The organism is Rhizobium croatiense (assembly GCF_019793465.1).
Lineage (GTDB): Bacteria > Pseudomonadota > Alphaproteobacteria > Rhizobiales > Rhizobiaceae > Rhizobium > Rhizobium croatiense.
Map to the genome: position 1 here is coordinate 1 of NZ_JAILYJ010000033.1, position 22,970 is coordinate 22,970.

General features: G+C 57.9%; 17 protein-coding genes and 5 pseudogenes. 11 read left to right on the forward strand and 11 right to left on the reverse strand.

Annotation, left to right across the window (positions count from 1 at the left end; all coding sequences use genetic code 11):
- From K6M89_RS29885 to K6M89_RS29915, 7 genes are all read left to right on the forward strand, one after another.
- On the forward strand, positions 1-652 hold a 652-nt coding region (locus K6M89_RS29885), incomplete at its 5' end, for a nitrogenase component 1 (RefSeq protein ID WP_281428493.1).
- Positions 653-710: 58 nt separating this feature from the next.
- The gene (gene nifE, locus K6M89_RS29890; protein WP_018247183.1) at positions 711-2,201 is read left to right on the forward strand and encodes a nitrogenase iron-molybdenum cofactor biosynthesis protein NifE; all 1,491 of its coding nucleotides are present in this window, start codon (positions 711-713) and stop codon (positions 2,199-2,201) included.
- Positions 2,202-2,210: 9 nt separating this feature from the next.
- A complete protein-coding gene (gene nifN / locus K6M89_RS29895) occupies positions 2,211-3,566 on the forward strand; it encodes a nitrogenase iron-molybdenum cofactor biosynthesis protein NifN (RefSeq protein WP_004672660.1) in 1,356 nt (451 codons plus the stop codon).
- Positions 3,563-4,057 carry a nitrogen fixation protein NifX gene (gene nifX, locus K6M89_RS29900; protein WP_018247182.1) on the forward strand — a complete coding sequence of 165 codons (495 nt, stop codon included), beginning with the start codon at positions 3,563-3,565 and terminating at the stop codon, positions 4,055-4,057. The genes nifN and nifX overlap by 4 nt, the downstream gene beginning before the upstream one ends.
- A 3-nt stretch (positions 4,058-4,060) precedes the next feature.
- Positions 4,061-4,549, forward strand: a complete 489-nt coding sequence (locus K6M89_RS29905; RefSeq protein ID WP_009991126.1) for a NifX-associated nitrogen fixation protein — start codon at positions 4,061-4,063, stop codon at positions 4,547-4,549.
- 731 nt (positions 4,550-5,280) lie between these two features.
- Positions 5,281-5,367 carry a hypothetical protein gene (locus K6M89_RS31945; RefSeq protein ID WP_237350514.1) on the forward strand — a complete coding sequence of 29 codons (87 nt, stop codon included), beginning with the start codon at positions 5,281-5,283 and terminating at the stop codon, positions 5,365-5,367.
- A gap of 226 nt (positions 5,368-5,593) precedes the next feature.
- Positions 5,594-6,526: a cation diffusion facilitator family transporter gene (locus K6M89_RS29915; RefSeq protein ID WP_004675922.1), complete on the forward strand. Its 933-nt coding sequence runs from the start codon at positions 5,594-5,596 to the stop codon at positions 6,524-6,526.
- A 607-nt stretch (positions 6,527-7,133) separates the two neighbouring features.
- Here K6M89_RS29915 and K6M89_RS29920 read toward each other — a convergent pair.
- Complete coding sequence (locus K6M89_RS29920; RefSeq protein WP_004675921.1) at positions 7,134-7,862, reverse strand: carbonic anhydrase; 729 nt, start codon at positions 7,860-7,862, stop codon at positions 7,134-7,136.
- Between the two features lie 653 nt (positions 7,863-8,515).
- Here K6M89_RS29920 and K6M89_RS29925 point away from each other — a divergent pair.
- Together K6M89_RS29925 and K6M89_RS29930 are read left to right on the forward strand one after the other, a co-directional pair.
- Positions 8,516-8,668, forward strand: a pseudogene (locus tag K6M89_RS29925) (biotin/lipoyl-containing protein); the annotation flags it as partial.
- A gap of 173 nt (positions 8,669-8,841) precedes the next feature.
- Positions 8,842-10,263: pseudogene (locus K6M89_RS29930) on the forward strand (ISNCY-like element ISRel10 family transposase).
- A 6-nt stretch (positions 10,264-10,269) separates the two neighbouring features.
- Here the strand turns inward: K6M89_RS29930 and K6M89_RS29935 are convergent.
- Positions 10,270-11,007, reverse strand: a complete 738-nt coding sequence (locus K6M89_RS29935; protein WP_004675918.1) for a hypothetical protein — start codon at positions 11,005-11,007, stop codon at positions 10,270-10,272.
- Positions 11,008-11,318: 311 nt separating this feature from the next.
- Here K6M89_RS29935 and K6M89_RS29940 point away from each other — a divergent pair, with 311 nt between their 5' ends.
- Positions 11,319-12,689: an ISNCY family transposase gene (locus K6M89_RS29940; protein ID WP_004675917.1), complete on the forward strand. Its 1,371-nt coding sequence runs from the start codon at positions 11,319-11,321 to the stop codon at positions 12,687-12,689.
- 231 nt (positions 12,690-12,920) lie between these two features.
- Here the strand turns inward: K6M89_RS29940 and K6M89_RS29945 are convergent, their stop codons facing one another.
- Together K6M89_RS29945 and K6M89_RS29950 are read right to left on the reverse strand one after the other, a co-directional pair.
- Entirely contained in the window at positions 12,921-16,001 is a 3,081-nt protein-coding gene (locus K6M89_RS29945) for a Ulp1 family isopeptidase (protein WP_074063722.1), read from the reverse strand.
- 530 nt (positions 16,002-16,531) lie between these two features.
- The gene (locus tag K6M89_RS29950; protein ID WP_018247177.1) at positions 16,532-16,885 is read right to left on the reverse strand and encodes a hypothetical protein; all 354 of its coding nucleotides are present in this window, start codon (positions 16,883-16,885) and stop codon (positions 16,532-16,534) included.
- On the opposite strand from K6M89_RS29950, the gene K6M89_RS29955 reads away from it, so the two are divergent.
- Complete coding sequence (locus K6M89_RS29955) at positions 16,884-17,066, forward strand: hypothetical protein (protein WP_004675977.1); 183 nt, start codon at positions 16,884-16,886, stop codon at positions 17,064-17,066. The two genes, K6M89_RS29950 and K6M89_RS29955, sit on opposite strands and share 2 nt — an antisense overlap.
- A gap of 175 nt (positions 17,067-17,241) precedes the next feature.
- Here K6M89_RS29955 and K6M89_RS29960 read toward each other — a convergent pair.
- From K6M89_RS29960 to K6M89_RS31950, 7 genes and pseudogenes are all read right to left on the reverse strand, one after another.
- A pseudogene (locus tag K6M89_RS29960) lies at positions 17,242-17,445 on the reverse strand (transposase domain-containing protein); the annotation flags it as partial.
- Positions 17,446-17,473: 28 nt separating this feature from the next.
- Entirely contained in the window at positions 17,474-19,543 is a 2,070-nt protein-coding gene (locus K6M89_RS29965; protein WP_004675975.1) for a recombinase family protein, read from the reverse strand.
- Entirely contained in the window at positions 19,530-19,709 is a 180-nt protein-coding gene (locus tag K6M89_RS29970) for a hypothetical protein (protein ID WP_004675974.1), read from the reverse strand. Before K6M89_RS29970 ends, K6M89_RS29965 begins: the two co-directional genes overlap by 14 nt.
- 305 nt (positions 19,710-20,014) lie before the next feature.
- A pseudogene (gene tnpC / locus K6M89_RS29975) lies at positions 20,015-21,379 on the reverse strand (IS66 family transposase); the annotation flags it as partial.
- Positions 21,380-21,448: 69 nt separating this feature from the next.
- Positions 21,449-21,802: an IS66 family insertion sequence element accessory protein TnpB gene (gene tnpB / locus K6M89_RS29980; RefSeq protein ID WP_018247174.1), complete on the reverse strand. Its 354-nt coding sequence runs from the start codon at positions 21,800-21,802 to the stop codon at positions 21,449-21,451.
- A complete protein-coding gene (gene tnpA / locus K6M89_RS29985; RefSeq protein WP_004675971.1) occupies positions 21,799-22,188 on the reverse strand; it encodes an IS66-like element accessory protein TnpA in 390 nt (129 codons plus the stop codon). The genes tnpB and tnpA overlap by 4 nt, the downstream gene beginning before the upstream one ends.
- A gap of 377 nt (positions 22,189-22,565) precedes the next feature.
- Positions 22,566-22,790: pseudogene (locus tag K6M89_RS31950) on the reverse strand (hypothetical protein); the annotation flags it as partial.
- Positions 22,791-22,970 lie beyond the last annotated feature (180 nt).

Here is a 22,970-nt window from a genome sequence, read left to right on the forward strand (position 1 = left end):
CAAAACGCTGGAATATTGCAAGGAGGTCGGTCAGGTTACGGCTTCGTTCCATTATCCGCTGGGTGTTCAGGCGACCGACGAATTCCTGATGAAGGTCTCGGAGATTACCGGCAAGGAAATTCCTCCGACAATCGGCCTGGAACGCGGCCGTCTCGTCGACGCTATGGCAGATAGCCAAGCCTGGCTGCACGGGAAGAAATACGCGATCTACGGCGATCCTGACTTCGTCTACGCCGTTGCCCGGTTCGTCTTGGAAACCGGCGGTGAGCCGACCCACTGCCTTGCTACCAACGGCACGTCGGCCTGGGAAGCCGAGATGAAGGCGTTGCTCGCATCCTCGCCCTTCGGCAAGGATGCCCAGGTCTGGGCGGGCAAGGACCTGTGGGCGTTGCGCTCGCTGCTCTTTACCGAGCCGGTTGATCTTATGATCGGCAATTCCTATGGCAAGTATCTCGAGCGCGACACCGGCACCCCATTGATCCGGCTGACCTTTCCGATATTCGACCGGCACCATCACCACCGTTTCCCGCTCATGGGCTACCAAGGCGGCCTGCGCGTCCTGACGACGATCCTCGACAAGATCTTCGACAAGCTCGATCGCGAGACGAGCGAGCCGGGTGTGACGGACTATTCTTACGACCTGACCCGCTAGGAGCGGCGGCGGTCGGCCTTGTGAGGCCGGCCGCCTTCATCTGAACTTGGAGACCGCAATGCCCTTGCTCAATGCTAAAGTCCAGGATGTCTTTGACGAGCCTGCCTGCGAGAAGAACCGCAGCAAGGATTCCAAGGCGCGCAAAAACGGCTGTTCGAAGCCGCTGATCCCCGGGGCGGCAGCCGGCGGATGCGCTTTCGATGGCGCCAAGATCGTGCTGCAGCCGATCACCGACGTCGCGCACCTGATCCATGGGCCTCTCGGCTGTGAGGGCAATTCCTGGGACAACCGCGGATCGGCTTCCTCAGGTCCAACGCTCTGGCGCACCAGTTTCACGACCGACCTCACTGAAACCGAAGTGGTGATGGGGCACGGCGAGCGGAAACTTTTTAAAGCAATCCGCGAGATCAAGGAGGCCTATGCTCCACCGGCGATTTTCGTCTATTCGACCTGTGTGACAGCATTGATCGGCGACGACATCGAGGCCGTCTGCAAGCGGGCCGCGGAAAAATTCGGCCTTCCGGTGGTGCCGGTCAACGCACCGGGCTTTGCCGGCTCCAAGAACCTTGGCAATAAGCTCGCCGGTGAAGCGTTGCTCGATCATGTGATCGGCAGCGTAGAGCCGAACGACGTGACCGCCTACGACATCAATATCATTGGTGAGTTCAACCTATCCGGCGAGTTTTGGCTGGTAAAGCCGCTTCTTGACCGGCTGGGGATCAGAGTAAGGGCCTGCATTCCAGGAGACGCCCGATATCTTGACATTGCTTCTGCGCATCGCGCCAAGGCGTCCATGTTGGTGTGCTCGACAGCACTCATCAACCTCGCCCGCAAAATGGAGGAGCTGTGGGATATCCCGTTCTTCGAAGGCTCCTTTTACGGAATTACCGACACCTCGGAAGCACTCAGACAGATCGCCAAGCTGCTCGTGATGCAGGGGGCGGATCCCGAAATCCTCGAGCGCACCGAGGCATTGATCGCGGAGGAGGAGGCGATTGCCTGGATGAAACTCGCAGCATATCGACCAAGGCTTGAAGGCAAGCGCGTGTTGCTCAACACCGGCGGCGTCAAGTCCTGGTCGGTTGTCCATGCGCTGATGGAGGTGGGCATCGAGATCGTGGGCACCTCGGTCAAGAAATCCACGCCTGAAGACAAGGAACGTATCAAGCAACTCCTGAAAGACGAAAACCACCTGTTCGAGTCAATGGCGCCGCGCGAGCTTTATAACATGCTCGCCGACGGTAAAGCCGACATCATGTTGTCTGGCGGGCGCACGCAATTCATCGCGCTGAAGGCCAAGACACCTTGGCTCGATATCAACCAGGAACGCCACCACCCCTATGCCGGCTATGACGGCATGGTGGAGCTCGTTCGCCAGATCGATCTTGCTATTCACAATCCGATCTGGATGGAGGTGCGGGAGCCGGCACCGTGGGAATGCCAGCATGCGGTGGAAGAAGAACTGACGAATACCAAGAGCGAGAACGAGACTGGGTACGTCTTGCAAAACTTTGTCGGCGCGGTCGCCGGCAGCTTCTGCAAGCGTTGAGGAAAGCCGATGGTTCAAGTCTTTCCCCAGACCAAATCAGCTGCGGTCAATCCGCTGAAATCGTCGCAGCCGCTCGGCGCCGCGCTCGCCTTTCTTGGCGTCGAGCGTGCCGTGCCGCTGTTCCACGGCAGCCAGGGCTGCACCAGCTTGGCGCTGGTACTTTTAGTCCGGCACTTTAAGGAAGCCATTCCCTTGCAGACAACGGCATTGGACGCAGTGGCGACCATTCTTGGCGGCGCAGGCAATCTGGAAGAGGCGATCCTAAATCTCAAGAGGCGCGCAAAACCCAAGCTGATCGGAATTTGCACGACAGCCCTGGTGGAAACCCGCGGCGAAGATTTCGCAGGCGATCTCGCCAACATCAAGCGGGATCGTGCCGATGAGCTCGCGGGTACGGAGGTTGTGCTGGCGAATACCCCGGATTTCGAGGGAGCGATCGAAGAGGGATGGGCGAAGGCCGTCATCTCTATGGTCGAGCGCATCACCACTCCAGGCGAGCAGAGCCGCCACCAAAAGAAGATTGCGATCCTACCAGGATGGCATCTGACAGTCGCTGACATCGAGCTTCTGCGCGAAACGGTCGAAAGCTTCGGTCTGAAGCCGGTGATCCTGCCGGACATTTCCGGCTCTCTCGACGGCACGGTGCCCGGCGATCGTTGGGTTCCGACCACCTATGGCGGTACTCCCGTCGACGAGATACAAGAGCTTGGCACGGCGGCGCAATGTATCGCGATCGGCGAGCATATGCGCCGCCCCGCAGAGCTACTGCGGACCCGGACGGGAGTCCCTTACGCATTGTTCCAGTCGCTGACAGGATTGAAACGAGCCGACCGGTTCGTCTCGTTTCTTTCTGAGATTTCTGGTGCGCCGGTGCCAGCAAACATCCGCCGTCGCCGAGCACAGCTGCAGGACGCCCTGCTCGACGGACATTTCCATTTCGGAGGCAAGAAGATCGCAATTGCTGTGGAGCCGGACCAGCTCTACCAATTCGCTACCTTCTTCACCGGCATGGGCGCCGAAATCGCGGCAGCGGTCACCACGACCGGCACCTCAAAAATACTCGCGGAAATGCCGGCCGAATCGCTCCAGGTCGGTGATCTTGGCGATCTCGAAGAACTTGCCGTCGGCGCTGATCTTCTCGTCACGCATTCGCATGGACGACAAGCGGCGGAGCGCCTTGGGATTCCGCTCATGCGGGTGGGCTTCCCGATATTCGACCGACTCGGCAGCCAGCATAAGCTCACAAGTCTCTATCAGGGAACGCGCGACCTGATCTTCGATGTTTCCAACATCTTCCAGGCCAATCAGCGCGCGCCGTGTCCTGGATCGCTTGATCCCTCCCGCAAAGGAGAACTGCCTAGATGATCGCCGCTCGTCGCCTTTCCCTCGTCCCTGACGGGGTTCACTCGTCAGCTCCAAAACGGAAGGCTGGCGCGTTGCGCGTCGCAATCGCCACTCAAGATATGAAATCTCTCGACGCCCATTTCGGATCGGCAAAACGTTTCGTCGTCTATGATGTGAGTCTCGACGACTGGAAACTGGTGGAAGTCCTGGACTTCGAAGACGTTTCCGACCAGAGCGGAAAGCATCGGAACGAGGACGTCGATCGTATTAACCCGAAGGTGAAGGCGTTGGAAGGTTGTCACTTATTGTTCTGTCTGGCGATCGGTGGGCCATCGGCAGCCCGAGTTGTTTCGGCCAAAATCCACCCAATTAAAGTATCCGATCCTCAACTGATCGAAGATGTTTTGTCGCGAACTCGGGCGATGCTCAGGACTACTCCGCCACCCTGGTTACGCAAGGTGCTAACCGAAGCAGGCGCCATTGAAAAGAAGCCTTTCGATGAGGAGGACTAGGACATGGGTACATTGACAGGAAGTACGAATGGCCCTGCTGTCAACGAAGATGGGGATCTCGCCACCCCTTTTCTCAGATGCCTGATAAGGCTCATCCGCGCTCAGGATGCCCATGGGGCGTGGGAAGGCAAATCGGACACTGACCTGCTGGCCGACTTCATCCTCACCAAGGAGCAGCGCCGTAAGATCCCGATCATAGGCGATCCGGATCCTGATGTGCTGTGGAGGCTACAGAATTTTTACAGTTGCGTGGGGCTTGTGATCGAAGAGTGCACAGGCCTGTTGGCATCGCCGATCATGACGATCGGCCATGAGGGCTTCGGCCGCTTGCTTTTGACGACTGGACGGTTGGTCGTTCTGTCGAAGACCCTGCGCGATGTCCACCGGTTCGGCTTTGAGACGCTAGGCAAGCTCGCCGAGACCGGCACGAAAATGGTCGATGACGCTATTGAAGTTATCGAAACCTATCCCGACGTGGCGCGGGCATCATGACATCAATTTTCGAGGAAAGAGATCATGTCAGACATTGTGGAGCAGCTGAAGAAGGTCCGCAAGCTGCAGTCCCGCGCCGCCGCTGCCAAAATCTCAGCATTTGCAATGGCCAGAACGAGAGTTCGATGGTGAGCTCACTGGCATGATCATGGCTCTCAACCACGCGGCGGTTGCCGCCTGAAGAACTGCCAGACTCTCGTTGCCGCAGACGACATTGCTGCGCAATCTCGCGAACAAATCAGGAGAACGGTGTTGCGTTTCACAATCTTTTGCGGCCTCCTGCTGCTCGTCGTCTGGGCGAAGGCACTAACGAGTTACTTCGTCTGGCATTCCATCCACGAAGTCATCGTTGCAATGGTGGCTAGTTTGTTGCTTCTTCAGTGGGCGTATATCGCAAGCCTGCTCTTTTCCATCTGGCAATCCAGCCGTAATTACAGGAGTCGCCAAAGGGCTAGACGATCCGATCATCGCTAGACTAGAACGTGGTGTCAGCCACAGCCTATCATGAGGGCGAAAACCTCGGCGTTCTTTGGAACGCCTCTCATCAAATCAGATCCAACCATGAGTCAACGGAATTCGAACCTGCCGGATGACGTGGATGCGTCGAGAGCCCTATCGCCGCGCAAGCTCTGCAACCTCGGCCGTGCCATGATGACGTGTAACAGGTGGCCTGCTCATGCCCTATCTGTGGTGGCTCCGACTTCATTCGCGGCGGCGAGACCGTCAGCGAAGTGCTGGACTATGTTCATGCGTCCTTCCGTGTCGTGCATCATGTCCAGCCCCGCTTTACCTGCAAAGCAAAATTGGCCCTTGTTTAGATAGTCGAGGCCGCACTGCCAGAACACAGCGAGGCGATTTTGTCTTGTGGCCAGGTATGTGAAAGACGCTCATGCGAGCCAGCAGCACTGGACAGGAGAGGTCAGCATTTGAATTTAAAAAGGTACCTTGATCCAAAAGTGGATGTGCTCGCTTCAGTAGCTGAATTGGATGGTCTGTACCGCGTCCAGAGGACCATAAAGAAACGTAAGTTATAAGGCTGAGCCTATGAATTTCATGAGAACGGAGCAGGGGCTTCTCTGCGTTTCAATTGCCGTTACCATCCTCCTTGCCTGCATCGGCATTTTGTTCGGGATCATTTCAGGTTCGTTCGCAATCATATTCGATGGTGTCTACGCATTGACGGACGCTGCTATGACTGTCGTAGCTCTGCTTGTTACAAAGCTCATCGCGTCATCCGAAGCGCCCTCCAGCAAAGGAAAACTTATCGAGCATTTCACGATGGGGTTCTGGCATCTTGAGCCCATAGTCTTGGCTCTCAACGGCATTCTCATAACCGGGTCGGCTGTTTACGCACTTGTCAACGCAATCGGCAGCATTTTGCATGGGGGACGTCCGCTCAACTTTAGTCAAGCAATCGTCTACGCCGTCGTAACACTCGGTGTGACAGCCACCATGGGGGTTATTGGTGATCGAGCTAATCGTAAGATCAAATCTGATTTCGTTGCCCTGGATACGAAAGCTTGGCTGATGTCCGCCGGGCTAACGATCGGGTTACTCGTCGCGTTTGCCATCGGATATTTCATTCAGGGGTCTTCTTACGAATGGATCTCGCCGTTTATTGACCCGGTCGCGCTGGCATTAATCTGCATTGTGATCATTCCCATTCCGGCGGGCACGGTTCGGCGAGCGCTCGCCGACATACTGCTTGTTACGCCATTAGATCTCAAACAACAAGTTGACGCGGTCGCCAAAACAATCATCGAACGACATGGATTCATATCCCACCGGGCTTATGTGGCCCGGGTCGGCCGAGGCCGGCAAATCGAGCTACATTTCGTTGTCTCAGAGGACCTCCCGGCGAGGAAATTGCAGGAATGGGATAAGATCCGTGACGAAATCGGGCTCGCGATTGGTAACGAGGGTCCGAGTCGTCGGCTCACCATCGCCTTTACAACCGATCCTGAGTGGGCGGATTAGGATTTTGAACCGAATTTGGAGCCCTGTATCGCAGGCATTCCATAACGGGCGTGATCCTCGAACCGGATGCATAGCTCGGCGTTTTTTCCAGCCACCATGCGTCAATTTCACGGTTCGTACCAATCTTCGATCAATGCGGCCAGTTTCGATGCCGTAGTTTTCCGTTATGCCTCCAGGCGCGATACTCGATTCAGCGAATAGGGTTGGCTGAACCCAGATCGCGCCTTTGCGTTCAAGCTCCACAGGCGGTTTCGCCGTCTTGATCTTGTTGAGATCCTGCCGGAGGCCGATTGTCTCGCGTTCTTTGAAACGAGCGACGCCTATGTCCTTGTACTGGCTCAGGAGGGCGCGGCCCAGCTGCCCAGGTTCCGATAGATGTCATCGCACAGCTGTCGGACCTGTCGATTGAGCTCACCAAGTTGCGCAGGCGTATGGTCGGAAATTTCCAGAAGAGCGTCGCCCAGGCAGCCAGCTCGCGACCTCAGCTCCGGCCCGCGTAACCCGCCGGGTGATGCTGCGGGCGGCAAGGGTCATCAGCGACTATGGTTCCGCGAACGCGACGAGGCGCCCGCGGATAGCCGTCGGCAACATGAAGTCGCCTCGTAGGTCAGACCTTGTGCAGAAAATCGACCACGCCGGTATCGAGATCATAATAGGCGGGCACGATCTTCACCTTGCCTTCCTCGACCAGGCGAGAAACAATCGCACTTTCGGTGAGGATGCGCTCGGCGCCGTTGAAGGCATTGGCATGGACGGTGTTGTCGACAAAATTGTCGCCGCGATCGGTCTCCGCCAAAGCCACGGGCAGGATCGGCTGGGTCATCTTGCCGATTGAGCCATCGAGCTTGGTGCCCTTGGACACGACCTCGCAGGCGGCGGAGACCGCCCCGCAACGCTTGTGGCCCATGACGACGATCAGCGGCGCATGCAGATGTTCGGTGCCATATTCGATCGTGCCGAGCACATCGGTGTCGACCACGTTTCCGGCATTGCGGGCGACGAAGAGTTCGCCGAGCGTCACGCCGCCGAATACAAGTTCCGGCACGACACGGCTGTCGGAACAGGTCAGCACGATCGCCCAAGGTGCCTGGCTCTTGGCGACGTCCTGCCGGCGCTTGGAAATATTGGCGGCGCAGGCTTCCGTGTCGGCGACGAATTTCTTGTTGCCTTCCTGGAGTTTTGCCAGTGCTTCATCCGGCAGAAGGGCGGGAGCGTTCGAGGCGAATGCCGGCATGGTCATGTCAAAGCCTGCAGTCATGACGGCCACGCCTCCGATGCCGGCAAATTTCAGCAGGGAGCGACGGCTGAGTGGGGAGGAATTGCATTCAAAGCACATGGTATCGGTCCTTTTGCAATATCCGGGATGGCTGCGGAGAAATGGCACCTGCTCCAAGTCATGTCCGGCAATTCTCCGGGAATCGGAGAATGGCCGATTGGTTATGCCTTGATATAGCACTCATCAAGCGGAATTTTGACGCATCGGAGGAGCTAAGCCAATACTGGAGTATTGCCCCGGCCGTACGGTAGATCAACCCGGCCCTGACGGGTTCTGGCGAGGGATGCTCATGCGCGGCATATTGGGTTGCAAGGGACCCTTTGGGCGCTGCCTTCTGCTTCTTTAGTGGCTCCGCTGCCGCCGGCGGGATCGCATTCATTAACTCACTCGGGAACCTAGGAGCATTTGTGGGGCCGTTCGTTATAGGGTATCTCCGTAGTCAGCCCGGAGGTTTTTCCACAGGCCTATACGCTTTGGCAATCATGGGCCTAGCCGCGACAGTCATGTTGATTTTCCTCCTGCGCCTCCTGCGCCTCCTGCGCCAAACTCGATAGAAACAACCAGATGTTCTTGTGTTTGTTGTCACGTGAGCCGAGCCGGTTAGGTGCACAACGAGATGCGGCTCGGGTCCGCGAGGAACCAACAGCAAGAGCTCGCAAAATTCCTCAGCGTCACCGGCCGCCGTCTTCGCACCCAAGGCCGAACCCGGCAATGCCGACGATGTGCTGGTGTCGACCGAAGCGATGAAGGTGGAAACGGCAATTCACGCCGAGGAGAACGGCACGATCGCCGAAGTTCTCGTCAAAGCCGGCGACCAGATCGATGCCAAGGACCTGCTTGTAACTATCGCGGCCGGTTCAGCGTAAAGTTCCATAACCTGCATTATGCTATTTGGTGTTGTAGAGGCTATTTAGTAATGCGACAGTTGGGCCAGTTAGAGATGCGACAATCTCGCCTCTCGACGACTGGTCAATGCCAATGTCGGGAGCAAGGATGACGACCTTCAGCCTGGTCGAGACCATGAGCGGTCGGAGTCGTCATGTCCTTTATGATCACTATGTCGCAGAAAGAATTGCATCGCCTCGAACTCATCCAGAAGATCCGTGACGAACGCCTGAGCGTTGTGCAGGCCGCCGAACGGCTCGACCTCAGTCGAAGTCAGGTCCATCGGCTGCTGCAGGCCTATGACCGGGATGGTCCGGCCGGGCTTGTTTCCAAGAAGCGATCGCGACCGAGCAACCGGCGCCATAGCGAGGAGTTTCGCAATGCGGCGCTGAATCTGATCCGTGAACGCTATCTGGATTTCGGTCCGACGCTGGCGCGTGAGAAGCTGATCGAGCTGCACCGGATCTCGGTCGCCAAGGAGACCCTGCGGCAATGGATGACCGAGGCCGGCATCTGGGTCTCGCGTCGGGAACGCAAGAAGCGGGTTTTCCAGCCACGCGGCCGACGTGATTGCTTTGGCGAACTGGTACAGATCGATGGCTCGCATCACTGGTGGTTCGAGAACCGTGGGCCCAAATGCGCCCTGCTCGTCTATATCGACGACGCCACCGGCAAGCTGCTGCATCTACGGTTTGCCGGCTCGGAGAACACCTTCGACTATCTGCACGCGACCAAGGCCTATCTGCAGCAATGGGGCAAACCGCTGGCCTTCTACAGTGACAAGCACGGCGTCTTTCGTTCGACCCATGCGTCGGAGAAGGACCGGACGAGCGGCCTGACACAATTCGGCCGCGCGCTTTATGAGCTGAACATCGACATCATCTGTGCCAATACCCCGCAGGCCAAAGGCCGCGTCGAACGTGCGAACCAGACACTGCAGGATCGGCTGGTCAAGGAAATGCGGCTGCGCGGCATGGACACGATCGAGGAAGCCAACGCCTATGCGCCTGAGTTCATTGCGGATTTCAACGCGCGTTTTGGCAAACAGCCGCGTAATCCGAAGGACATGCACCGGCCGTTGGCCGACCACTAGAACCTCGATGGCGCCATGTGCCGCAAGGAAGTTCGCACGCTGTCGCAGGCTTTGACGCTGCGCTATGACAAGGTGCTGTTCATCCTTGATCCGACAGATCTTTCCAGGTCCCTGGCGGGTAAGAAGGTCGTCGTTTGCGACTATCCGGACGGGCGCCTCGAGATCATGCACGAGAGCTTTGCCCTGCCCTACCGAACCTTTGACACGTTACGCTCCGTGCATCGCGCCGAGGTCGTCGATAACAAGCGGTTGGACGACATGCTGTCTGTTGTCGCCGAGCTGCAGGCTGGGCGGGAGCAGCAGCGCAGCAAGGGCGGACCACGGCGAACTGGGCAGACGGACCATATGTTCGGCATTCGCGATGGCAGCACGGGGAACGGCTACCAGAAGCGTGGACGCAAGCCGAGAACGGATTACATGAACGATCCGGCGGTGATCGCACGGCGGGAGAAAGCGTTATTGAGGCAGCCGGCTGCGGAATAAAGGGCGTCAATGCACGCCGATATCGCTTTGCGTATCTGACTCCAATTGCAGGCAGGCGGACCAAAGCGGCGTCTTGTGGAAGGCTCCGTCTTGAAGAAGCGTGAGCCCTTCTCGTGCCTCATAAAGCAGGCCCAGCCAGCACAGGCGCCGCAGGACGCCATATTGGAGATCGAATTTGAGCTCCCAGGCTTCCAGGGTCATTTCGGTGGCGGACAGAGGTGCCGTGTCTGGATAGAGGATCTTCACGACGTCCAAAGGCGTACAGCCTTCTCTCGCCTTGATATTGAGAAGATTGAGGAACATGCGCCACCAGCGTAGGCGCGCTTGCACCTCAGCTTCCCGCTCGGTGGCATGGACATACGAGTAGAGATAGTCTGTGGCCACGAGATCGAAGAAGGCTTGCGGGTTCACCAGAAACTCCCGGCCGCGTCTGGTTGGCAGCAGCACATCCTTTTTCCGGCGAAGCAGCTTCAGATGGCGGGTCATGTCCCGCACGACCCAGAGCGGCGGCATGTCGCTTTCGTTCAGCACTTTGTTCATGCTGTAGAGGTCTTCGGCTGTGAAGTCGGGCCACAGGAAGTTCACAGCGGCCCAATGTACGAATTTGCGGTTCATAGCACCGGTCGCGGTCAATCCTATGCCACCCTCACCGTCAGCATAGGCAACGGACAGAAGCATGCCGCGAAGAAGAGGTGACAGCGCGGCGACATCGACGTCACCCTGCAGCTTGATTTCCGGAAGCATCGTGCAGCTTTGATCCCTACCCGCTCAATTCAGATAAAAGCGAGTATCAGCCGGCGACTGAACAATTGCTATTGAGAAAGCTAAAGCCGAAGAGGTGTTCTTTCACCCGCCCCCGCTCCGCCCTTTCAACCCGGCCCAGCCGGTCGGATCGGGGGCTGATCATCGGTGCCAGTGTCGCGTTTCTAACTGGCCGACAGCGTCGCAGCCCTATTCGGCTTTGACAACTACTGTAGCCGCAAAGTTGAAGTGTCCTGTTTCTGCAAAGTTGGAATGTCACACTCCCCGCGTTTTTCTGACGTGGGAGATTGCAGATGGGATTGGTAGCGATGAGCGAGCGTGATCTGCAGCGGATCGAGGTTTTGTCGAAGGTGATCGCCGGCCGAATGACGATGGTGTCGGCGGCACATGTGCTTGATCTGAGCGAGCGCCAGGTGCGACGCCTGTTGGATCGCATCCGCACGACCGGCGCAGCCTCGATCCGCCACACGGCGATCGGCCGACCGTCGAACAACCGGATCAGCGACGGTGTTCGGGATTATGCGGTGACGCTGGTTCGTGAACGTTATGCGGATTTCGGTCCAACGCTGGCGGCCGAGAAGCTTGCCGAGCGCGATGGATTGCGAGTGTCGCGCGAGACGTTGCGCGGCTGGATGACGCAGGCCGGATTGTGGCTGTCACGCAAGCAGCGGCGGACGTTTCATCAGCCGCGGCTGCGGCGCGAAGCCTATGGCGAGCTGGTGCAGATCGACGGGTCCGAGCATCGCTGGTTCGAGGATCGTGGAGATCCGTGCTCGCTCCTGGTGTTTGTCGACGATGCGACTGGCCGATTGATGCAGTTGCGGTTCGTGCGCTCGGAAAGCGCCTTCAGCTATTTCGACGCACTTGAGCTTTATCTGAAGCAGCACGGGGCGCCGATCGCCTTTTATTCCGACAAGCACTCGGTCTTCCGGGTGACGAAGAAGGAGGCCAAGGGTGGTCAGGGCATGACCCAGTTCGGACGGGCACTCTCGGAGCTAAACATCGAGATTCTCTGTGCAACCAGCCAGGCCAAAGGCCGTGTCGAGCGGATGAACCGGACGCTGCAGGATCGTCTGGTCAAGGAATTGCGACTGGCAGGCATCGACACCATGGAGGCAGGCAATGCGTTTTTGCCTGGCTTCATGGTGGACTACAATGGGCGGTTTGCGATTGTCCCTGCCCGATCCGATGACCTGCACCGGCCGGTAAATCTTGCACCGGATCGGTTGAAGGAGATCCTGTGCAAACGCGAGCAGCGCTATGTCGGATCGCAGCTGACGTTTTCGTTCGAGCGTAAGCGGATCATGCTGGAGGAGACCGACGTGACGCGCGGATTGGCCGGCCGCTATGTCGAGACCTATGCCTATGCCGACGGCCGCCTCGATGTACGATGGAAGGGACATTCCCTGCCCTACAAAACCTTCGACAAAGACCAGCGGGTGACGCATGCGGCGATCACCGAGAACAAACGGCTCGGCGACGTTCTGACTTATATCAAGGAGCGCCAGGACCAGCAGTCGAAGCCGGTGGTGATGACCAACAGCGAGAAGAACGGCTATGTGCGACGGGCTCACGGTCCGGGACGGCGGAAGGATTTCATGAACGATCCGGCAGTGATCGAACGCCGCAAAGCAGCGCTGGCAAAGCTTGACGCTGCGGAGTGAGGCGTCAATCGCATCGTCTCAAAGCTAAAGCCGAAGAGGTACTCCCTCACCCGCCCCCGCTCCGCCCTTTCAACCCGGCCCAGCCGGTCGGATCGGGGCTGATCATCAGAGCCAGCGTCGCGTTTCTAACTGGCTGACAATGTCGCCCCTCTAATCAGCTTTGACAGCAATTGTAACCGCAAAGTTAGAATGTAAGAACGACTGGCATCTATTGCTCGATCCATCTCCACCCTATTGCTGGAAAAGGTAAATGTCGCTCTGCATGCCTGATGGCCCCAGAGTGGCCGTGTAGGGCACACCATGGATACTGAAGTTGGTGGGTTTGTCCGCGCTCGGCAGCAAGTCAAACAAGTACATTGCAGGCAGAAGGTCATCTGGTACCGGTTGATTGCCGTGTTGCCAGCTCGGAGGGACAAATCCTCCCAAGTCGTCCACAGGCAGCGTGTACTGTGGGGTGCCGAAGATCGATGCCCCCAAGCTTTGCTCCCATGGTGCGTCTGGCGGATTGACGCTTTGCACCGGTGAATAGGCGGCTGACGGCAAATCCTGCCGGAAGGGCGCTGTATTCCAGCTATCGGGAAGCTGGCCGGGTTGAGCCACTCCATGCCAAAACTCTGCGGGATCGGCGATCTGTGTGGAGGACTCCGGTCCAGCCGCCGCAGCCCCCGCTCGAGCACTGTTGGGCGCGGGGCTCAGACGTCGTTGGAGTTGCTCCCGATCGGCGACGAGGTTGTCGAGGTGCAGCACGGCTGGCCGGCCTCTTCGCGCCAGTCGTCTAACGAGCGCCCGCGTGCCGTCAACCACGAAGACTCCGCAATCATAGTCGTTGCGCTGTTGGGTCATGCGGACGGGCTCCAGACGGGTACCCAATCTTTGTGCGAGCATTGCTGCAAACTCGTCGTTCTGGCCCCGGAAGGAGTCATAGTGATAGGCAGCCGGCCCCTCGCGGTTGCGACGGTCAACGAGTAGCAGCGACCAATGGGTGCCGCGGTGATCAGGATCCGAAGCACTGGCATCGCTCACTGGAAGGAACAGGAAGTCGGCTGTATCTCTTCCATCCTGATCATTAACGATGCGCTGGAAAGCGCTCAGCGCGGTGCTCTCATCGCCCAGGCGCAGATGATAATGGGCTATCAGGGGATCGATAAGCCGCGTCCTGGCGGCGAGATCCGGATCGTTTCGCTGCAAGTCCTGCATTAGCAGCTCATAATCCGTCTGGATATGCTGGTCGCCCAGCCATTCGGTATGGTCGAGCGACAATCCGCTGCGGCCTTCGATCGATGGATCAACCTGCTGCAGCGGCGAAGTTGATCTGAACTCGGCACGTGGATCCGAACGGCCGTCCAGACCGGCCGGTTCCCGGCCACTTGCCTGCTCAGGGGACAACCCCGACGCTGCGTTCGCCTCAACGACTTGCTGGTACTGCCGAAGCCGCTTGAAAGAGATAGTGTGTTTTCCCATGTCTTCGGTGAAGTCTTGGTAATCTTTTTTCAACGACCATTGCTGCTGATCACTGCCGTTGAGCCGGCTCGCTATGCTCTCCCTACCCCTGGTTTGCAGCCAATCACTAAACTTTCGTTGATTGCTGGCCAGTCTCCAGACGACTCTCCTCTGCGAAGTCGAGTCCGGTCGGAGCTTACTCAGCTCTTCGTTGGCGAAGCTATCAATCATGAGGGCGTCGTCGGGATGGGGATCATGCTGTTTCAACTGCGACTCAGCGCCTAGATACTGCCGCAGCCGATCGAGACTCACGTTTATTTTTACTTCAACGTTAGTAGTAAATTCCCTAAAATCGTCCTTCAACGACCGTTGCTGCTCATCACTGCCAGTCAGGCGACTGCTTATGCTCCCCCGACCATTCTTTCGGAGCCAATTACTAAACCTCCGTTGATTGCTGGCCAGATTCAAGACGCCTTTCCTCTTGGAAGTCGAGTCCGGTCCGAGCTTGCTCAGCTCTTCATTGGCGAAGCCATCAATCATGCGGGTGTCGTCGGGATAAGGATCATGCTGTTTCAACTGCGACTCAGCGCCTAGATACTGTCGCAGCCGATCGAAACCCACGCTTATTTTTACTTCAACGTTAGTAGTAAATTCCCTAAAATCGTCCTTCAACGACCGTTGCTGCTCATCACTGCCAGTCAGGCGACTGCTTATGCTCCCCCGACCATTCTTTTGGAGCCAATCACTAAACCTCCGTTGATTTATCGCCATATTCTGGACAACTTTCCTCTTGGAAGTCGAGTCCGGTCCGAGCTTGCTCAGCTCTTCGTTGGCCAAGCCATCAATCATGAGGGCGTCGTCGGGATAAGGATGATGCTGTTTCAACTGCGACTCGGCGCCTAGATACTGCCGCAGCCGATCGAAACTCACGACCACTTTTCCCTCGGCCTCGGTAAATTTCCTAAAATCCTCCTGCAACGACCGTTGCTGCTGATCAGTACCCGTGAGTCGGCTGACTATGCTCCCCCTACCCTCCCTTTTGAGCCAATCGCTAAACTTTCGTTGGTTACTGGCATTTTTCTGAGAAATCGAGACCGGTCCGAACTTACTCAGCTCTTCCTTGGCCAAGCTATCAATGACGCGGGCGTCATCGGGATAGGGATCATGAATTCGGCGGCCCATCAGGCGCGGCCCAGCTCCAACGGCTTGGAGTTCTTGCCCCTCAGGTCCGAGCCTCCTGAAATGAGACAGCGCTGAGTTAAGACGGTTCTGATCGTCCTCACCGCTTGCCCAATAATCCGCGATATCAACGGCTAGTGAATCTGGATCGTTTAAAAACCGAGAAGCCATCGAATCTCTGTTTGCTGCTCGGAGCCAACGAGCGAACCTCCTAAGAATCCCTAAATTGTTCTCGACGGTAGCCTCGGGAACCCTTCCGTCCCCTCGGCCGATGCTACCGTCGGGTAGAATTTCGTAGTTTCGGACTGCTTCCGCGAACTGGTTGATACGGGTCTCGTCATCAGGATGCATGTCTCGGTCGGCGGGGCGACCACGCTTGCGAACCTTGGTTGAGGCCACGTGAGTCTCCGTTGCGGCATCGACGTCTTGCTGCCCCGAACCCCTCTCCGGCGCCAGCGACTGCGGCGTCACTCGCATCGAACCGCCCACGGAACTGCGACGCGGCACACGGTCGCCGGCGTCACTATCGTGCGAACCGAGGCGCAAGTCGGTCGGATCCTGTTCCATCTCTCGGCTCTCTGAATAGTAGTCGTCGATCCAGGCGTCCGTCTCGAAAGCTCCGGTCACGTCTTCGATCCACCCACTTACTTCGCGAGAATCGTCATCGCGCGGCTGGTTCCGTCTTGGGTACATCGATGCCGGTCCTCCGGAAATCAAATTTGGAACCTCGATCCTAATGCCTGCCGGCCGCCGCCCAGCATGCTAAACCCAGATCCAATCATGCCCTCAAGGCATGGCCGAACGCTATATGGCGACGGCCTGCCGACAATCGTCTGCACTCGACCATCAGGCCGGCGTAAGCGCTCTCCCTCTCGCACCTTGACCACTAGGTTTATGCCGTTTCGAATAGCGTCGCCATGTTCGAGACGGAGCTTCGCGCCGATTGCAGTTATGCTGCCCGTTGACCACTGAATGACGTGAGATCGAAATCATTACTTGGTCGCGGCTCATCTGCTACCAGCTCCAAAAAAATCATCCTTAGTTAGCACAAAGCCGATCGGCCGGCCTTTCGCCGATAGGCCGTAGATGTCCAGGTGGATCACTCTGGAAGACACGCTTAGATGAATTAAGCCAAGGCAGCCGCGTTCTCAACTTCGCAGTCAAGGGCTCATCGGTGATTTCAATATCAAGCCGCTTAAAAACTACACCAGGGAAGCGCGTCCCTAGCTTTGCGGGATCGATCTCGTAAACCGTTTAGGATTCCCTTTATCGGCAAAGGCGACAAAGGTGGGTAGCTGACTGTTGTCAACATTATACGGTCGACGACCTTTGGCGATCCGCAGTGTATCGAAGTCAGCGGGTGCCAAACTTCCAACGCTGTTCTTAACACCGAACGTACGCAGTACGTTAAATTCATAAATATTGTAAATTATGCTACCGCTTGGAGGCCTGCGGATCGGCAGGATATATACGGTGCCTTTGCCCCCAAGATCGAAGATCAAAGCCTCGCCGTAAAGCCGCGTGGTGCCCCCATTGCCGATCAGACTCTGTGTCACCTTCGAATAGGAAACTTCCATGACTGATGAACTTTCGACCGGCCGCCCGTCGACAGTGGCCAAAGCGATCACCTTAAAACGGACCGTTGCACTCTCGCCCTGGCATCCCATGAGCGGAAGCGAAACCAATGAGGCAATGAGCGTCCTTCGAGTATACGGCATTGATCAGACGAGGCGCTCCGAGATGGAAGCACACTATTAAGCGATTCCAGTAAGAGATCACTTAACGGCTCAGCATCGCATCCAGCCGTAAAACATCTGTTGCAGTCTTCACCGAGCAGCTTGCATATGCATAGGCGGCGACATCAAGACCAAGGACCATATACTTTAGATTTTTGAATGATCGCTGCGGGCCGACAGACGCCTTTACGCACCTATCACCCTGCCGGGTAATTCCACGGCAGGAGACCCTCAATCTGGCTCTGCTTGTGGCCGTTAACGATGGCGGTGAGCGTGCTGGTCAAATACGCAAACGGATCGACGGCATTGAGCTTGCACGTCTCGATCAGCGAGGCGATGGTCGCCCAATTCTCAGCTCCGGTGTGATGACCAGCGAAGAGAGCATTCTTCCGGTTTAGCGCCGGACCTGAGTCATTGTGCACTCCCTCTTTAAGTATCTGTAAACATTGGAAGCGTCTCCGTGTCGGGAATGCGACACGGGCGGCCCTTTCGGGCTATCGCGGCTTGGACGGTCGCCGAAGTCAGGTCGCTGGCCCGGATTTGATACGGCGCGCCGGGAACCACCTGCTCGGCAGACAACACGTTCGTGTTGATCAGGTGGCGTATTCGGTGGTTGGTCACGCCCAAAACCGCCGCAGCTTCTGTCATGGTCAGCCATTCGCCATCTTTGCCGGCTGATTTGTACGCGTGGATCGCGCGGACGCGCCTTACAGAAGCGACCCGGTGTGCGGTCCAGGTTTTTCCTTGCCCCGTGGGCATTCCCATTCGATTGAGCGAGGCGGCGATATGTTCATCGGACCAGCGTCCTGCCATGCTCCGCATCACTGCCAAAGCATCTTCCGTTGTGGCGCACCCGTGTTCCCCCGTCTGGGGCTTGCGAACCTTGAGCTCCGAATGCTGACCGCCTTTCCAGTGGATGGTCAGCACCACGTCGCGCACCTCATCATCAACATCGACAACGATGTCGGCGATCAATGTACGCAGCAGTTGCTGGCGCACGCGCATGGTGACATCCGGCGACTCCCAGGCCGCCTGCAGATTGTCGGCGAGGTTTGCGAAAGTGCCTGGGTCAACTTCGATGGTTGAAGGACTTTCGGCAGGCCTGCGCACTTCCAGATCACGGACGCGGCGTAGCGCCGTTTCCCAATTCTTCTCAAGCTGTGCAGCTATCAGGCGGTTGTCGGGATCGCATGCCGCATAGCGGCGCTCGGCGAGGCTAGCCTCGTAGCGGGCCTGTTGTCGCTCCAAATCGTGAATGTGGCGCTGGTCTTCCTGTCGCTCCCGATGCATCCGCTCTGCTTCAAAAGTCGCCTCGATCGCTAATGGTTCTACCGCGCGCAACAACTCGCGCGCAACCGCCGCATCGACCTTCGAGCCGCCGAACGTCATGCAACGGGGCAAGCCCATCATCAGATTCTGTTTGTAGCAACGATAGACAGGGCTTTGCGGATTGCCCGTATAGGCAACACTCAGCCGCCGCCCACACCGTCCGCAAGTTAGGAGACCCGATAATAATGCTTTGCCGCCACGGCCCGATTTAGTCCCACCCGAGCGGCCATAATTATTGAGCGCCAGTTGCTGTTGGTTACGCTCGTATTCGTCCCAACTGATGTAACCTTCGTGATGGTCCCGGATCATCACCTCCCAGGTACCGACGGGCTTGCCGTGCCCGTAACTGCGCCGAGCTCGTCCATCGACGATGGCAGTCCGCTTCTCGCTCTTCCCATAGACGTAAACGCCGGCGTAGAAAGGGTTTTTGAGGATGCCGATCACATTGCGATAACGGACTGGGATCCATACGAAGTTGGTCATGCGCCCTTCATCCCTGGGCCGAGGGAAGTGAATCTGATCTTTCGTCATCGACAGCAGCACCTGGCGCGCGCTTCCAAGCTCGTGGAAGCGGGTGAAGATGGATCGGATTACCTCTTGCAGACGCAGATCAGGATCGAGCCCGAGCCCGGCCTCGCGATGCCAGATGTAGCCGAACGGAACGGAAAGTCGCAATTCGCCACGGCGCGCTTTGGATCTGGCGGCATCGAGCATGCGGGCTCTCAGCACGCCCAATTCGAACTCGCTGATACTTCCCTTCATGCCTAATAACAGACGGTCGTTGGGCCGGCACGGATTGTAGACGCCGTCGTGGTCTATGACGCGGGCTTCAACGAGGCCGCATAGTTCGAGCAGATGGTGCCAGTCGCGGCCGTTGCGTGCGAGCCGTGAGGCGTCGAAGCAGAAAACGGCACCAACTTTGCCGGCGCACAGTAGGGCGACAAGACGATCGAAGCCGGGGCGCGCGACCGTTCCGCTGGCAGAGCGACCCAGGTCGTCGTCGATCACCTCGACGTCGCTGAAGCCGCGTTGTCGCGCAATGTCAACAAGATCATACTGCCGTCGCTGGCTTTCCAGATTGGTTATAACCTGCGACTGCGTGGATTGCCGCACATAAACGACGGCCTTGCGCGCGAGCAGCGCTGTCGGAATCAAATCAGTGCTGGTCATCGTTGAGCTCCTCGACGACCAGACCGGCCGCCTGCATCAGCAGGCAAGCCAGAGTTGCTACCGCCTTCTTGCGGTCCTTGTCGCTCACTCCGTCGAGCGTCCGAGGTTTGAATATCAGGTCGAGCTGCCGGCGTGACGCCGGCACCAGCGTATTGCGGGATCTCATCGTCTTCCTCCTGAGTGATTCTACGTCCACCTCGGAAGAGTGCAGGCTTGTCGCCGCCGGTGACCAGCCTGTTCAGTTCGATCAGCGCCGCAAGATCGACACGTGCAAGACCCATGGTCATGACGCCGCACACCACAGGATCAATCATCCAGCCCGAAATCGAGACCACGACACCTGTCGGCCCCAAAACCTTCAGAAACCGACCCGTCGCTCGTTCTTCGACGCGGCGAATTGAAACCCTCTGGCCAAAATACGGATGCCAGCGATAGTGAACCTCGACTTCATCGCCGACATGGGCAGAATGAACGGGGCATTGCTATCGGTCGGATGGTTCTCTCGACACTGTTGTTGTCGATCTCGATGCGGCCGTCAGCCACAAAGATGCACAGGCCATCCCAGTATTTGGCAATATAGTTGAGAGCCTCGCCAAGTGGCGACTTGCCAGCAACACGCGCACGATGATGAGTGAGCCAGGTCCGCATGTCCGCGATCAGCGGTGCTGATCGTTCTTGCCTTCCCGCAAGGCGAGCTTCGGGATTGAGACCGCGCAACTCAGCTTCGATGCGATAAAGTTCACCAATGCGCCTGACGCCTTCCTCAGCAATGGGCGCTGTGCCAGTACGGGTGATCTCGACCAGCTTGCGCCGCGCATGCGCCCAACAATAGGCGAGCTGAATGTTGGGACCGACGCGGTCCGGTGCAGTCAGGCGATTATATCCGGCGTAGCCGTCAACCTGAAGGACGCCCGCGAACCCCTGCAATATCCGTTCAGCATGCTGCCCGCCACGGCCGGGCGCGTAGGTGAAGGCGACTCCTGGTGGACCACCACCGCCCCAGGGTCGATCATCACGAGCAAGCGCCCAGAAGTACCCGATCTTGGTTTTACGGGAACCGGGATCAAGCACTGGCGCACGGGTCTCATCCATGAACAGCTTCGTGGAGCGCTTCAGGTCGGCAATCAAGGCGTCGAAGACCGGACGCAGTTCGAAAGCTGCCCGACCGACCCAATCGGCAAGCGTGGAGCGGTCGAGATCGATGCCCTGGCGGCTCATGATCTGAGCCTGCCGGTAGAGCGGCAAATGGTCGGCGTATTTGGACACCAGCACATGCGCGATGGTCGCCTCCGTCGGCAAGCCGGCTTGGATCAGTCGTGCCGGAGCCGGAGCCTGCGCAACGCCGTCGGTGCAGGCACGGCACGCATATTTGGGGCGGCGTGTGACGATGACGCGGAACTGCGCCGGGACTATATCCAGTCGCTCGGAGACATCCTCGCCAATGCAATGCAGGCAACCGCCGCAGGCGCAGATCAGGCTTTCCGGCTCGATCGCTTCTTCGACACGAGGAAGATGCTTTGGAAGGGAGCCCCGATTGATCGCGCGCGGCCTGATGGCCCTATTCCCGGTAGGAGTATCCGCCTCATCCTCGGCATGAATTGATGCCATGGCCGTTTCCAAGTCTTCTAGTGCCAGATCGAACTGGTCAGGATCACTCTTCTCGGACTTGCGCCCGAAAGCTGCCTGCCTGAAGGCCGCGACCAGCTTCTCAAGCCGCTCGATCCGCTCGTCCTTGCGGGCCATCTGGGCGTCTTTGCCTGCCTCGCGTGCCTTGGCTGCGATCAGCATCGCCTTCAGGGCAGCCACATCATCGGGAAGATCGGCGGTGTTCAGCATGGCCGGAACCTAGCAAATCCCGCACCCATTTGCCTTTGGAATTAGCCGTCCTGAGTCATCGTGCCGCAGCTATTCGATGGTCTCCGGCGTTCTCGTCTTGACGGCATGAACCCGCCGCCAATCGAGGCCTGCAAACAGGGCTTCGAACTGGGCGTGGGTCAGCGTCATCAGTCCATCCTTGATACCGGGCCAGGTGAAGGTGTGCTCTTCCAGCCTCTTGTAGGCCAGGACGATACCGGAGCCATCCCAGTAGATCAGCTTCAGCCGATCTGCCTTGCGCGACCGGAACACGAAGACCGTTCCGGTGAACGGGTCCTTGTGCAGCTCGTTCTTCACCAGTCCCGCCAAGCCGTCATGCCCCTTGCGGAAATCCACGGGTTTGGTCGCCACCATGATCCGTACGCGGTTCGATGGAAAGATCATGCCGTGGCCGCCAGGACACGCGCGATAACGGCGATCCGGGTGGCAGATGCTCCTTCCTCAAGACGGATGGTGACCGCACCGACGACGATCTCGGCACGGGAGGTCTGCTTGGCGGCTGGCGGCTCCGGCGCGGGAGTCTCGACAACCATGGCCGCGAATTCGACTACGTCCTCCGGCTCAGGCAAAACCAACTTGCCCCGCCGCGCCAGTGTTCGCCAGGATGACAGATGGTTGGCCTTCAGACCGTAGCGTTCCGCCACTTCGTTCACCGTCACGCCCGGTCGAAAGCTCTCCGAAACGATCCTTGCCTTGACCTCGTCAGGCCATTGGCGATGAACCTCACGTCGGCCCCGCCGCGTCGTGAGAACCTCCAACGTAGTCTCCATGGAGAAACTCCTTGTCGCTCGTCCATGGAACGTCGATCACAGATCAGGCGACAGCGAGCAATGTGGGAGCAGAACACCGGTTACAAGGCCGGCACATGGCTTGAGAGGCTCGCCAGCTTGCCGCTTGCCATGCGGAGCCCGCTAAAATTGGCCTTCATTTAAGCAGTTCGAGTGATGTGTTGGACATGCAGCGTGAAGGGTGCCGTCAGAATTTCCGATTCCAACCAATCTTTCCGCCGGCCTTTCTGATTTCGCCGCCTCAGGCAACGGAACCATTGCGGTGTAGCTGCTGACAGAACCCGTTGCGCGCCTGATAGTTATGCGACCTATGGGGCGGCGATCAGGATGAGACGCGCGCGACAATCTGGATGAGATTCTCATGTCGCGGTCGGGATGAAGTTATCATGTTGATTGTCGCTGGCAAGAGCTTCATCGTGGGTCTGATTGCCGCTCCGCGACTAACCGTGCGGTGCCTTTGATTGTCGCGAATGAGGCTGGCCTGCCGCGCCGGCGTTTGACCCCCATGGGTGGAACGTCGTCGATAGCTTTCGACGTTCATTTCGAATGATCGTTGCGTGATGAACAAGTCGGTCCACCGCGGCACCCGCCCGCAGGCATAGTTTGATAGTTGCAGGATACGTGGTCGGCATCGAGTACCCAACTCACACGTTGGCTCATGATCGCTGTATGAAATGCATCCGGCGCCATGGGCGGGTTTCGTCCTGGCCTGAAGCCATAGTAGAACCCGCAAAGGGTAGGCCGTCATAGACGGCACTAAGCAC